At 67.7% G+C, this 12,087-nt stretch carries 11 protein-coding genes; 9 read left to right on the top strand and 2 right to left on the bottom strand.

Annotated elements, in window-relative coordinates:
* Window positions 1-172 precede the first annotated feature (172 nt).
* The 3 genes from B5Y19_RS17915 (at window position 173) to B5Y19_RS17905 (ending at window position 3,681) form a co-directional block, all read left to right on the top strand.
* Entirely contained in the window at window positions 173-1,039 is an 867-nt protein-coding gene (locus B5Y19_RS17915; protein WP_244555630.1) for an IclR family transcriptional regulator, read from the top strand.
* Window positions 1,036-2,670 carry an acyl-CoA synthetase gene (locus tag B5Y19_RS17910; RefSeq protein ID WP_079591895.1) on the top strand — a complete coding sequence of 545 codons (1,635 nt, stop codon included), beginning with the start codon at window positions 1,036-1,038 and terminating at the stop codon, window positions 2,668-2,670. The genes B5Y19_RS17915 and B5Y19_RS17910 overlap by 4 nt, the downstream gene beginning before the upstream one ends.
* Window positions 2,671-2,814: 144 nt before the next feature.
* Entirely contained in the window at window positions 2,815-3,681 is an 867-nt protein-coding gene (locus B5Y19_RS17905) for a PCC domain-containing protein (RefSeq protein WP_055728190.1), read from the top strand.
* 44 nt (window positions 3,682-3,725) lie between these two features.
* Here B5Y19_RS17905 and B5Y19_RS17900 read toward each other — a convergent pair whose 3' ends face one another.
* Complete coding sequence (locus B5Y19_RS17900) at window positions 3,726-5,351, bottom strand: acyl-CoA synthetase (protein WP_055728083.1); 1,626 nt, start codon at window positions 5,349-5,351, stop codon at window positions 3,726-3,728.
* A gap of 192 nt (window positions 5,352-5,543) precedes the next feature.
* Here B5Y19_RS17900 and pepT point away from each other — a divergent pair, with 192 nt between their 5' ends.
* A complete protein-coding gene (gene pepT / locus B5Y19_RS17895) occupies window positions 5,544-6,773 on the top strand; it encodes a peptidase T (protein ID WP_079591876.1) in 1,230 nt (409 codons plus the stop codon).
* 109 nt (window positions 6,774-6,882) lie between these two features.
* Window positions 6,883-8,244, top strand: coding sequence for an ABC1 kinase family protein (locus B5Y19_RS17890; RefSeq protein WP_055728189.1), 1,362 nt, complete (start codon window positions 6,883-6,885; stop codon window positions 8,242-8,244).
* A gap of 11 nt (window positions 8,245-8,255) precedes the next feature.
* Here the strand turns inward: B5Y19_RS17890 and B5Y19_RS17885 are convergent, their stop codons facing one another.
* On the bottom strand, window positions 8,256-8,468 hold the full coding sequence (locus B5Y19_RS17885) for a hypothetical protein (protein ID WP_055728081.1): 213 nt from the start codon (window positions 8,466-8,468) through the stop codon (window positions 8,256-8,258).
* 271 nt (window positions 8,469-8,739) lie between these two features.
* Here B5Y19_RS17885 and B5Y19_RS17880 point away from each other — a divergent pair, with 271 nt between their 5' ends.
* From B5Y19_RS17880 to B5Y19_RS17865, 4 genes are read left to right on the top strand one after another with little or no spacing between them, the layout of a single operon-like run.
* Complete coding sequence (locus tag B5Y19_RS17880; RefSeq protein ID WP_055728080.1) at window positions 8,740-9,024, top strand: aa3-type cytochrome c oxidase subunit IV; 285 nt, start codon at window positions 8,740-8,742, stop codon at window positions 9,022-9,024.
* A gap of 37 nt (window positions 9,025-9,061) precedes the next feature.
* Window positions 9,062-10,201, top strand: a complete 1,140-nt coding sequence (locus tag B5Y19_RS17875; protein WP_055728079.1) for a Re/Si-specific NAD(P)(+) transhydrogenase subunit alpha — start codon at window positions 9,062-9,064, stop codon at window positions 10,199-10,201.
* A 17-nt stretch (window positions 10,202-10,218) separates the two neighbouring features.
* Window positions 10,219-10,653, top strand: a complete 435-nt coding sequence (locus B5Y19_RS17870) for an NAD(P) transhydrogenase subunit alpha part 2 (RefSeq protein WP_055728078.1) — start codon at window positions 10,219-10,221, stop codon at window positions 10,651-10,653.
* Between the two features lie 5 nt (window positions 10,654-10,658).
* Complete coding sequence (locus tag B5Y19_RS17865; protein WP_055728077.1) at window positions 10,659-12,062, top strand: NAD(P)(+) transhydrogenase (Re/Si-specific) subunit beta; 1,404 nt, start codon at window positions 10,659-10,661, stop codon at window positions 12,060-12,062.
* Window positions 12,063-12,087: the final 25 nt, after the last annotated feature.

The raw sequence follows: 12,087 nt of genomic DNA, 5'->3' as shown, positions 1-12,087 counted from the left end.
CGCGCCGATCTTGTCTGATGGTCGGCGTCGATTGTGGTCCACACTGTGAATAGCCATACAGCGGGGCGGCGGGCAGATTACACGAGGAGGACGGCATTGCAATCCGGAAAGCGCCAATCTACGGTTGGGGCATAAGAACAAGGTCCATATCATGGACCATTTGGAGGAGCGCTTGCCGCAAAATTCCGTGCCGGGAGCCGGGCTGTCCGGCTCGCAGAGCGTCGACCGCGCTCTGGGGCTGCTCTCGCTGATCGGGCGGGAGCCCGCCGAGGGGCTGCCGCTCGGCGAGATCGTCTCGGGAAGCGGCCTCAACAAGCCGACGGCCCGGCGCCTGCTGCTGGCGCTGATGCGAGCCGGGCTGGTCGAGCAGGAACCGCAGACGCGCCGCTATTGCCTGGGCGAGGAGGCCTTCGTGCTGGGCGTGCTGGCGGCGCGCCGCCACGGCCTGCTCGAACTGGCGATGGACGGCCTGCGCCGACTCTCGGCGCAGACCCAGGATACGAGCTTCCTCACCGTGCGACGCGAGAACTACGCGATCTGCCTGCATCGCGAGGAGGGCACCTATCCGGTGCGGACCCATGCGTTGCAGACCGGGGACCAGCATCCGCTCGGAGTCGGTGCGGGCTCGCTCGCGATCATGGCGGCGCTGCCGGACGAGGATGTGGACCGCATCATCGCCGCCAATGAGCCGGTGCTGCTGGCGCGCTATCCCGGTTTCGCGCCGGAGCCAATGCGCGCCGATATCGCCGTCACGCGCGAGCGCGGCTTCTCGCTCAATCCCGGCCGGCTGGTCGCCAGTTCCTGGGGCATCGGTCGGGCGTTCCGCTATCCGGACGGGCGCGTCGCGGGGGCCTTGTCGCTCGCGGCGATCGACAGCCGCATGCTGCCGGCGCGTCAGGCGGAACTCTCCGCGCTCCTGGCGCGCGAGGCCGCCCGGATGGAAGCGCTGCTGGCACAGATGTTCGTATCGAAGCAAGGCAAAGAGGCCATGGCCGCTGCCGCGCCCGCACCAATCGAGACAGGGAGAGCCGCAAGATGAGCTCCGCAACCGCAGCCCCGGCCGGGGGCGTCGTGCCGATGACGCGGCGGGTGATGAACCTTGCCCATATCGTGACTCAGAACGCGCGCCGGCTGCCGGCGCATCCCGCCTTCATCTGGGGCGAGAAGACGCTCGACTGGGCGGAGATGGAGACTCAGGTCTCGGCGCTGGCGGCGGGCCTGAGCGCGCGCGGCATCGGCAAGGGCGACCGCGTGCTCGTCCATTCCAAGAACTGCGACGCGATGTTCGTCTCGATGTTCGCGACCTTCCGGCTTGGCGCCGTCTGGGTGCCGACGAATTTCCGCCTGCTGCCGGACGAGGTCGCCTATCTCGCCACGGCTTCAGGTGCGAAGGGCTTCCTCTGCCATGGCGATTTCCCGGAGCATGCGGCGGCCGTCGCGGCTGCCGCCCCGGCGCCGGAATTCACCTGGCGGATCGGCGAGGGGGCCTTCGGCGAGGCCGAGGTCGGGGCCGTGATTGCGCGCCATCGTGGCGAAAGGGTCGAGAATGCCGCGGTCGAGCATGACGACCCCTGCTGGTTCTTCTTCACCTCCGGCACGACCGGGCGCTCGAAGGCCGCGGTGCTGACCCATGGCCAGATGGGCTTCGTCATCACCAACCATCTCTGCGATCTCGTGCCCGGCTCGACCGAGAAGGATGCTTCGCTGGTGGTCGCACCGCTCTCGCATGGCGCGGGCGTGCACCAGCTGATGATGTCGGCGCGCGGCGCGACCTCGATCCTGCTCTCGACCGAGCGCTTCGACATCGACGAGGCCTACCGGCTGATCGCGAAGCACCGCATCTCCAACATCTTCACCGTGCCGACGATCCTGAAGATGCTGGTCGAGCATCCCGCCGCCGACCAGCACGACCATTCCAGCCTGCGCTACATCATCTATGCGGGCGCGCCGATGTATCGCGAGGACCAGAAGGCGGCGCTGAAAAAGCTCGGCAAGGTGATCGTGCAGTATTTCGGGCTGGGCGAGGTCACCGGCAACATCACCGTCCTGCCGCCGGCCCTGCACGAGCCGGAGGACGGCCCGCAGGCGCGCATCGGCACCTGCGGCTTCGAGCGCACGGGCATGCAGGTGCAGATTCAGGACGACGAGGGCAAGGAAGTCGAGCCGGGCGTTCAGGGCGAGATCTGCGTGATCGGCCCGGCCGTCTTCGCGGGCTATTACGACAACCCGGAAGCCAACGCGAAGTCCTTCCGCGACGGCTGGTTCCGCACCGGCGATCTCGGCCATATGGACGCGCAGGGCTTCGTCTACATCACCGGCCGGGCCTCGGACATGTACATCTCCGGCGGTTCGAACATCTATCCGCGCGAGATCGAGGAGAAGATCCTGACCCATCCGGCGATCGCCGAGGTTGCCGTGCTCGGCGTGCCCGATCCGGTCTGGGGCGAGATCGGCATCGCGGTCTGCGTGAACCGGCCGGGCCAGAACGCGACCGAGGCCGAGATCGCCGATTTCCTCGGCCCGAAGATCGCGCGCTACAAGATGCCGAAGCGCTTCCTGTTCTGGGAGGCGCTGCCGAAATCGGGCTATGGCAAGGTGCCGAAGCGCCTCGTCAAGGACGAGCTGGAGAAGCGCGGCGAGCTCGACTTCCTGAAGGGGAAGGCATCGTGACATGCCCTTTCAACCGATCCGCAGCCCTCATCCTGAGGAGCGGGCATGGCCCGCGTCTCGAAGGATGTTTCAGGAGGCTCCGGAACCATCTGGAACATCCTTCGAGACGCCGCTGCGCGGCTCCTCAGGATGAGGGCTGATATGATGGACATTCCTTCGAGGCGCATCGAGCAGCCCGGCACCGGTAGCCCTGAGCGCATCCAGTGGGTGGAGTGCGGCGGGCGGCCCTTCTCGCTGACGTTGCCGGCCGGGGAGCCGCTCCTGGAGGCGGTCAGAAGTGGATTTGCGGCGGAGGGGTTCGGCTCCGGCGTGGTGAAGCTCGACGGGCTGAAGCTTTCGCCCTTCGCCTATGTGATGCCGGCGCTGTCCAAGACGCCGGAACATGCCGCCTTCTACAGCGAAACCTTCCGGCCGGAGGGCGGGGCACGGATCGAACTCGGCGCGATGACCTTCGGCGAGCGCGACGGTGCGCCTTTCTTCCACGCTCATGCGCTGTGGACGGAGGGCGATGGCAAGCGCAGCGGCGGGCATATCCTGCCGGACGAGACGACTGTGGCCGAGACGATCACGCTGCAGGCGGTCGGGCTCGATGGTGCGATCTACACAGCCGAGCCGGATGGCGAGACGAATTTCAAGCTGTTCGGACCGAAACCGGCGGCGCCGTCGAAGGCTGCGCAGGAGGGGCGGTTCTTCGCGCTCAGGGTGAAGCCGAATGTCGATTTCTGCGGGGTGCTCGAAGCGTTCGGCGCCGAGCACGGTATCCGCGAGGCGGTGATCCATGGCGGCGTCGGCTCGACCATCGGGGCGCGGTTCGTCGACGGCGGGGTTGTCGAGAACTTCGCGACGGAGGTTGCGATTACGGAGGGGCGGATCGTGGCCGGCGCCGGTGGGCTTGAGGCGACGATCGATGTCGCTCTGGTCGACTACAGCGGAGCGTTGGCGAGCGGGCGGCTGAAGCGCGGCGACAATCCGGTGCTGATGACCTTCGAGCTCGTGCTGGAGGCGCGCTAACCACCTCGTCATTCTCGGGCCAAGCCCGAGCATGACGGCAGGCGTCAACCGTCCCGCCGCTTCGCGATCTCCCGGGTGCGCAGATCCTTGCGCATGATCTTGCCGGTGGCTGTCATAGGCAGCTCGGTCACGAACTCGACCTCGCGCGGATACTGATAGGCCGCCAGACGGTCGCGCACGAAGGCCTGGATCTCGGCCGCCAGCTCCGCCGTTGGCGTCACATTGGGTTTCGGCAGGACGAAAGCCTTGACGATCTCGGTGCGGACGGGGTCGGGCACGCCGACGACCGCGACCATCAGTACCGCCGGATGGCGGATGATGCAGTCCTCGATATCGCCCGGCCCGATGCGGTAGGAGCCTGAGGAGATGAGGTCGTCGTCGCGGCCCTGGAACCAGAAATAGCCCTCCTCGTCGCGCGCGCCGCTGTCGCCGGTGACGAGCCAGTCGCCGATGAACTTTGCCGCCGTGGCTTCGGGCTGGTTCCAGTATTCCAGCATCATCACCGGATCGGGCCTCGCGACCGCGATCAGCCCTTGCTCGCCATCCGGCAGTTCGCGACCCTCTGGCGAGATCACCGCGACGCGGTGGCCCGGCACGGCGCAGCCCATCGAGCCCGGCTTCACGGGATAGAGGCCCGCGCAATTCGAGACGAGCAGGTTCGCCTCGGTCTGGCCGTAGAACTCGTTGACCGGGAAGCCGAAGGTCTCGCGGCTCCAGTCGAGCATGTCGGCGCCGAGCGTCTCGCCGCCGGTGCCGATCGAGCGCATCGCATAGCCGAAGCGCTGGGGATTGCCGACCTGCCGCATCAGCTTGAGTGCCGTCGGCGGCAGGAAGGCGTTGCGCACCTTATGGCGCGCCATCAACGCGAAGGCGGCCTCGGGGTCGAATTTGCGGGCGCGCGAGGCCAGCACCGGCACGCCGCAATAGAGGCTGGGCAGGAGCACGTCGAGCAGGCCGCCGATCCAGGCCCAGTCGGCTGGTGTCCAGAACAGGTCATGCGCCTGCGGGAAGAATTCCTGCGGCATCTGCACGCCGGGCAGATGGCCTAGCAGGACGCGGTGCGCATGCAGCGCGCCCTTCGGCTTTCCGGTGGTTCCGGAGGTGTAGATGATCACGGCCGGATCGTCGGCGCGGGTGTCGGCGGCCTGGAAGCGGTCGGAAGCCTTGGCCATCTCCGCCTCGAAATCGAGATGGCCGGCGCCGCCGACGACAAAGATCTTGCGAAGGTTCGGCAGCGCATCGCGGATCGCCTCGACCTTGCCGATGTTCTCCGCATCGGTGACGAGCACGCTGGCGCCGCTATGGCCGAGGCGATGCTCCAAAGCCTCGGGCCCGAACTGGATAAAGAGCGGCAGGGCGATGGCGCCGAGCTTGTAGGCGCCGAGATGGGCGATCGCGGTCTGCGGCGATTGCGGCAGCAGGATGCCGACGCGCTCGCCCGGCCCGATGCCGTGATGGACGAGCAGGTTGGCGAAGCGGTTCGAGGCGCGGGCGAGATCGTCGAAGGAGAGCGTGGCGACCCGGCCGCCCTCCTCCTCGAAGATCAGGGCGGGGCGGCCGGTGCCGTCGGCATGGGCGTCCGAGCAGGCGGTGCCGATATTGAAGCGCTCGGGGATGCGCCAGGCGAAGCGGCGCAGCGTGTCGTCATAGGTGATGCCGCGTTCGAGCACGGGTCCGCTCCGCTATTCCATGCGTTCCGGCCGATCCTGCCCAGCGGCCGGGCGGGCTGACAAGCCCGGGCGATGCGGCTTACGGTCTGCGCAAAGCCGCAAGGGGCGGGGCGAGGAGCGTCTGTGCTGCCGGCCCGCGAGCCCGGACGAAGTGAGGAGCCGGCTGTCGCAGCCGGCCAAGGGGGATATTCGATGAGCCTGCGCGAAGAATTGCTCGAGCGCTTCTTCCGCTATGTCGCGGTGGAGAGCCAGAGCGACATGGCGGCGACGGTGCTGCCGAGCACGCCGGGTCAGCAGGCCCTGGCGGAGCTGCTCGCCGCGGAGCTGCGCGAGCTCGGATTGGAGCAGGTGGTGATTGACGACCACGCCACCGTGACCGCTCTCAAGCGCGGCACCCGGCCGGGCGCGCCGCGGATCGGCTTCATCGCCCATCTCGACACGGTCGATGTCGGCCTGTCCCCCATCATCAAGCCGCAGCTGCTGCGTTTCGAGGGCAAGGATCTCTGCCTCAACAGCGAGCAGAACATCTGGCTGCGCGTCGCCGAGCATCCGGAGATCACACCCTACAAGGGCAGCGATGTCGTCTTCGGCGACGGCACCAGCGTGCTCGGCGCTGACAACAAGGCCGCGATCGCGATCGTCATGACGCTGCTGGCGCGGCTCAAGGCCAAGGACGCGCATGGCGACATTCATGTCGCCTTCGTGCCGGATGAGGAAATCGGCCTGCGCGGCGCCAAGGCGCTCGACCTCGCCCGCTTCCCCTGCGACTTCGCCTACACGATCGACAGCTGCGAGGTCGGCGAGGTCGTCTGGGAGAACTTCAACGCCGCCATGGCCGAGATCGTCTTCACCGGCGTGACCGCCCATCCGATGTCGGCCAAGGGTGTGCTGGTCAACCCGCTGCTGATGGCGCAGGACTTCATGGCGGCCTTCGACCGGGCCGAGACGCCGGAGAACACCGAGGGCCGGGAGGGCTATGTCTGGTTCGTCGGCCTCGATGCGAATGCCTCGCAGGCGGTGCTCAGGGCCAATATCCGTGATTTCGACCGCGCCTCCTTCGAGGCGCGCAAGCGCAAGATCGGCGAGGTCGCCGCGGCGGTCGCGCACCGCTATCCGACCGGCAAGGTGACGTCGGAGGTGAACGACGTCTATGGCAACATCAGCGACAGCCTGGGCGAGGACCGGCGCTCGGTCGATCTGCTGATGACGGCGCTGGCGGAGCTCCGGATCGCGCCGAAGGTGATTCCGATGCGGGGCGGCACCGACGGCGCGGCGCTCTCGGCGCGGGGCCTGCCGACGCCGAACTTCTTCACCGGCGCCCACAATTTCCACTCGCGCTTCGAGTTCCTGCCGGTTCCGGCCTTCGAGACCGCCTATGAGGTGGCGCGGCGGATCTGCCTGCGTGCGGCCGAACCGGCCTGAGGCCGGATTCGGGAGCGCGCGGGCGCGCGCCTCGACACGCGGCAGCGTTGGAGAAAGGGGCGTTCGGCCCTACATGAGGGGCAGGTCCTTCGATCCAGCCATGAGCGACATGTCCGAGCGCGACACCGAAGCCAACCGATTCTCCGCCCGAGCGGCGCGCTATGCCCGCGTCGGTGCCAATGTCGGCGGTGTTGCCGCCCGCATCGCCGGGGCGCGGCTCTTCGGTGTCGAGGGGCGCGACGCCTCCAATGCCGAGGCGCTGGCCAGGGCGCTCGGCGGCCTGAAGGGGCCGATCATGAAGGTGGCGCAGCTGATCGCCACGATTCCCGATGTCGTGCCGCCCGAATATGCGGCCGAGCTGCAGAAGCTGCAGTCGCAGGCGCCGCCGATGGGCGCGGCCTTCGTCAAGCGGCGTATGATGGCGGAGCTCGGTGCGGGCTGGCGCGAGCGCTTCGGCGAATTCGACCTCAAGCCGGCGGCGGCGGCCTCGCTCGGCCAGGTGCACCGCGCGACGACCCCGGAGGGCGCGCCGCTCGCCTGCAAGCTGCAATATCCCGACATGGAATCGGCGGTGGAGGCCGATATCGCTCAGCTCGAGGTGCTGTTCGCGCTGCACCGGCGCATGGGCGCGGTGATCGACACCAGCGAGATCGCCAAGGAGATCGGCGCACGGGTGCGCGAGGAACTCGACTATCGCCGCGAGGCCCGGCACATCGCGCTCTATCAGGCCATCCTGGCGGATACGCCGGAGGTGCGCGTGCCGGCCGTGGAGGCGGGGCTCTCGACCCGGCGCCTGCTGACCATGCACTGGCTCGAGGGCGCCCCGATCCTGTCCTACAAGCAGGACGGGCAGGAGGCTCGCGACCGCATCTCGACCGCGATGTTCAAGGCCTGGTGGCGCCCCTTCAGCCATCACGGCGTCATCCATGGCGATCCGCATCTCGGCAACTACACGGTGTTCTCGGAGGGAGGCGAGCCGCAGGGCATCAACCTGCTCGACTATGGCTGCATCCGCATCTTCCCGCCCTCCTTCGTCGGCGGGGTGGTCGATCTCTATCGCGGCCTGCGCGACGGCGAGGAGGCGCGCGTCGTCCATGCCTACGAGACCTGGGGCTTCAAGGGGCTGACCAAGGATCTCGTCGATACGCTCAACATCTGGGCGCGCTTCATCTACGGGCCGCTGCTCGAAGATCGGACCCGGCGCATCGCCGAGGGTGTCAGCCCGTCAGAATACGGCCGCAAGCAAGCCTTCCAGGTGCATCAGGAGCTGAAGAAACGGGGGCCGGTCACCGTGCCGCGCGAATTCGTCTTCATGGACCGTGCCGCCATCGGGCTCGGCGGCGTCTTCCTGCATCTCGACGCCGAGCTGAACTTCCACCGGCTGTTCGAGGCGGAGATCGACGGGTTCTCGGTGCAGGGTGTCGCTGAGCGGCAGGCTGCGGCGCTGGCCGGGGCGGGCCTGAAGGCCTAGCTCCCGCCGGGTCAGTCACCTCCGCCGCAATCGCCTCCGTCGTCGGCGAAGCCGCCGCTTCCGCCATCCCCACCGCCGGGCGCGCGGCGCCATGCTGCGACCTCCTCGTCGTCGCGCCGCGTCTGCTCGCGCGCTTCGGCGAACCAGAGCTTGGCCTTCTCGCGCAGCGCAGGGTCGAGATCCAGGAGATCGTCCTTCGCGGCTCGCTTGATCCGGTCATCCATGGAGGCTTCCTCGCGACGGCGCTGAAAATAGCCGAATCTGCCGGGCCGGCTCCCATCGATGCCCGGCGACGTTAATGCCCTCCTGAACGACGGGAGGGAGGAGAATATTTCCTGTTTTAAATCGATTGAAATGATGACGCGCGCCGGCTAGGGAATGGCTCTGAGATGTCTTGGCGTTGCGCTCCACGGTTGCAGCAAGCTGCCGCGTTGCCCGTGCCTCGCCGGTGCGCTACAGGCTTAAAGAGACTGTGTCTTTTTCAGGATCGAGACCATGGCCGACCACGCCCAGCATGCCGATACCCCCGCGATGGACTATCAGGAGCATGAACGGACCTATACCGGCTTCGTGCATTTCGCCGAGGTCGCGACGGTCGCTTCGCTCGCCATCGTGGCGGCGCTCGCCGTCGGCGGCACCAAGCATGCCTGGGGCACGGCGCTGATCGGCACGCTGCTCGCCGTCGTCGGCACCGGCGTCGGCATCGCCTCGACCTCGATCTCCTGGCGGGCGCCGGCCGTTTCGCTCGTCCTGATGCTGCTCGCCCTGCTGCTGCTCTGACAGTCTCCCCATAACGCCGGAAAGGCCTGCCCCCGCCATGCGCATTGCTGTCCCAGCCGAAACGCAAGGGGCGGAAACCCGCGTCGCCGCGACGCCGGAGACCGTCCGCAAGTTCAAGGGCCTCGGCGCCGAGGTCGTGATCGAGACGGGGGCCGGCAAAGCCTCCGGCATCACCGATGCGGAGTATGAGGGAGCAGGCGCGACCATCGCGAAAACCGCGGCGGAAGCGCTCGCCGGTGCCGCGATCGTGCTGAAGGTGCGCCGCCCGGGCGAGGGCGAGATCGCCGGCCTGCCGGCCGGGGCCCTCGTCGTCGCGACGATGGACCCCTATGGCAACGAGGCTCAGGTCGAGGCGCTGGCGAAGGCCAATGTCGCGGCCTTCGCCATGGAGTTCATGCCGCGCATCACCCGCGCGCAGGTGATGGACGTGCTCTCCTCGCAGGCCAACCTCGCCGGCTATCGCGCCGTGATCGACGCAGCGGCCGAGTATGGCCGGGCGCTGCCGATGATGATGACCGCGGCCGGCACGGTGCCGGCGGCCAAGATCTTCGTGATGGGCGTCGGCGTCGCCGGCCTGCAGGCGATCGCGACCGCGCGCCGCCTCGGCGCGATCGTGACCGCGACCGATGTGCGCCCCGCCACCAAGGAGCAGGTCGAATCGCTCGGCGCAAAATTCCTCGCCGTCGAGGACGAGGAGTTCAAGCAGGCGCAGACCGCCGGCGGCTACGCCAAGGAGATGTCCAAGGAATACCAGGCGAAGCAGGCCGAGCTGACCGCCAGCCACATCGCCAAGCAGGACATCGTCATCACCACCGCCCTGATCCCGGGCCGCCCGGCGCCGAAGCTGATCTCGGCGGCGATGGTCGAGAGCATGAAGCCCGGCTCCGTCATCGTCGACCTCGCGGTCGAACGCGGCGGCAATTGCGAGTTGGCCAAGGCGGGCGAGGTCGTGACGACCGATAACGGCGTCAAGATCGTCGGCCATCTCAACGTGCCCGGCCGGCTGCCCGCGACCTCCTCCTCCCTCTACGCCAAGAACCTCTACGCCTTCGTCGAGACGCTGATCGACAAGGCCGAGAAGAAGCTCGCGGTGAACTGGGACGACGAGCTGGTCAAGGCGACCGCCCTGACGAAGGACGGTGCCGTCATCCATCCGAATTTCGCGCCGAAGGCCTGAGCGAAGGAATTCCGACCATGGCAAATCCCTCTCCCGAACAGGCTCTGGAACAGGCGCGCAACGCCGCCGCGCTGGCCAAGCAGGCAGCCGAGCTCGCCGAGCGCTATGCCGACCAAGCGGCGGCCGCGGCCAGCATCGCGACCGGCGGCGTCGACCCGACGGTGTTCCGCCTCGCCATCTTCGTGCTCGCCGTCTTCGTCGGCTACTACGTCGTCTGGTCGGTGACCCCGGCGCTGCACACGCCGCTGATGTCGGTCACCAACGCCATCTCCTCGGTCATCGTCGTCGGCGCGCTGCTGGCGGTCGGCGTCGAAACCCTGCCTGCGCTCGGCGACGGGCCGATCTGGGCCAAGGTCTTCGGCTTCCTCGCGCTCATCCTGGCCTCGGTGAACATCTTCGGCGGCTTCCTCGTCACCGAGCGGATGCTCGCGATGTACAAGAAGAAGGGCTGATCGGCATGGCCGCGAACCTCTCAGCCCTGCTCTACGTCGTCTCGGGCGTCCTCTTCATCATGGCCCTGCGCGGCCTGTCGCATCCCACGACCTCGCGACAGGGCAACCGCTACGGCATGATCGGCATGGCGATCGCCATCGTCACGACGGTGGTGTTCTTCCCGCCTGCCGGCTTCTCCGGCTGGCTGCTGGTCATCATCGGCATCGCCATCGGCGGCGGCATCGGCGCCGTGATGGCCAAGCGCGTGCAGATGACGCAGATGCCGCAGCTCGTCGCCTTCTTCCATTCGCTGGTCGGCCTCGCCGCCGTGCTGGTGGCGGCGGCGGCGCTCTACGCGCCAGAGGCCTTCGGCATCGGCCATGCCGGCTCGATCAAGGGCGCGAGCCTGTTCGAGATGGCGCTCGGCGTCGCCATCGGCGCGATCACCTTCACCGGCTCGATCATCGCCTTCCTCAAGCTCGACGGGCGGATGAGCGGCAAGCCGATCCTGCTGCCGCAGCGCCATGGCATCAATATCGGCCTGGGCATCGCGCTCCTCGTCCTGCTGGCGATCTTCATCAAGAGCGAGAGCCACACCGTCTTCTGGCTGATCGTGCTGGTCTCGCTGGGGCTCGGCGTGCTGCTGATCGTTCCGATCGGCGGCGCCGACATGCCGGTCGTCGTCTCGATGCTGAACTCCTATTCCGGCTGGGCCGCCGCAGGCATCGGCTTCACGCTGGGCAACATGGCGCTGATCATCACCGGCGCGCTGGTCGGCTCCTCGGGCGCGATCCTGTCCTACATCATGTGCAAAGGCATGAACCGCTCCTTCATCTCCGTCATCCTCGGCGGCTTCGGCGGGGAAACCGCCGCGGCCGGGGGCGGGGAGGTCGAGGCGCGGCCGGTGAAGCAGGGCTCGCCGGACGACGCCGCCTACATCATGAAGAACGCCGGCAAGGTCATCATCGTGCCGGGCTACGGCATGGCGGTGGCGCAGGCGCAGCACGCCCTGCGTGAGATGGCCGACCTGCTCAAGAAGGAGGGCGTCGAGGTCAAGTACGCCATCCATCCGGTCGCAGGCCGCATGCCGGGCCATATGAACGTGCTGCTGGCCGAGGCCAACGTGCCCTATGACGAGGTCTTCGAACTCGAGGACATCAACTCGGAATTCGGCCAGGCCGACGTCGCCTTCGTCATCGGCGCCAACGACGTCACCAACCCCTCGGCCAAGACCGATCCGGCCTCGCCGATCTACGGCATGCCGATCCTCGACGTCGAGAAGGCCAAGACCGTGCTGTTCATCAAGCGCGGCATGGGCTCGGGCTATGCCGGCGTCGAGAACGAGCTGTTCTTCATGCCCAACACGATGATGCTGTTCGGCGACGCCAAGAAGGTCACCGACGAGATCGTCAAGGCGATGGCGCACTGAGGCGTCCCACGGAAGCGCTTCCGCT

Source organism: Allobosea thiooxidans (assembly GCF_900168195.1).
In the GTDB taxonomy this organism is placed as follows: domain Bacteria; phylum Pseudomonadota; class Alphaproteobacteria; order Rhizobiales; family Beijerinckiaceae; genus Allobosea; species Allobosea thiooxidans.
This window is presented reverse-complemented; position numbering and strand designations above follow the sequence as displayed.

What these genes read in the sequence shown, in the direction of transcription:
- B5Y19_RS17910 (WP_079591895.1), top strand. Translation starts at nt 1,036, where the DNA reads ATGAGCTCCGCAACCGCAGCCCCGGCCGGGGGCGTCGTGCCGATGACG.
- B5Y19_RS17905 (WP_055728190.1), top strand. Translation starts at nt 2,815, where the DNA reads ATGGACATTCCTTCGAGGCGCATCGAGCAGCCCGGCACCGGTAGCCCT.
- pepT (WP_079591876.1), top strand. Translation starts at nt 5,544, where the DNA reads ATGAGCCTGCGCGAAGAATTGCTCGAGCGCTTCTTCCGCTATGTCGCG.
- B5Y19_RS17890 (WP_055728189.1), top strand. Translation starts at nt 6,883, where the DNA reads ATGTCCGAGCGCGACACCGAAGCCAACCGATTCTCCGCCCGAGCGGCG.
- B5Y19_RS17885 (WP_055728081.1), bottom strand. Translation starts at nt 8,468, where the DNA reads ATGGATGACCGGATCAAGCGAGCCGCGAAGGACGATCTCCTGGATCTC.
- B5Y19_RS17880 (WP_055728080.1), top strand. Translation starts at nt 8,740, where the DNA reads ATGGCCGACCACGCCCAGCATGCCGATACCCCCGCGATGGACTATCAG.
- B5Y19_RS17875 (WP_055728079.1), top strand. Translation starts at nt 9,062, where the DNA reads ATGCGCATTGCTGTCCCAGCCGAAACGCAAGGGGCGGAAACCCGCGTC.
- B5Y19_RS17870 (WP_055728078.1), top strand. Translation starts at nt 10,219, where the DNA reads ATGGCAAATCCCTCTCCCGAACAGGCTCTGGAACAGGCGCGCAACGCC.
- B5Y19_RS17865 (WP_055728077.1), top strand. Translation starts at nt 10,659, where the DNA reads ATGGCCGCGAACCTCTCAGCCCTGCTCTACGTCGTCTCGGGCGTCCTC.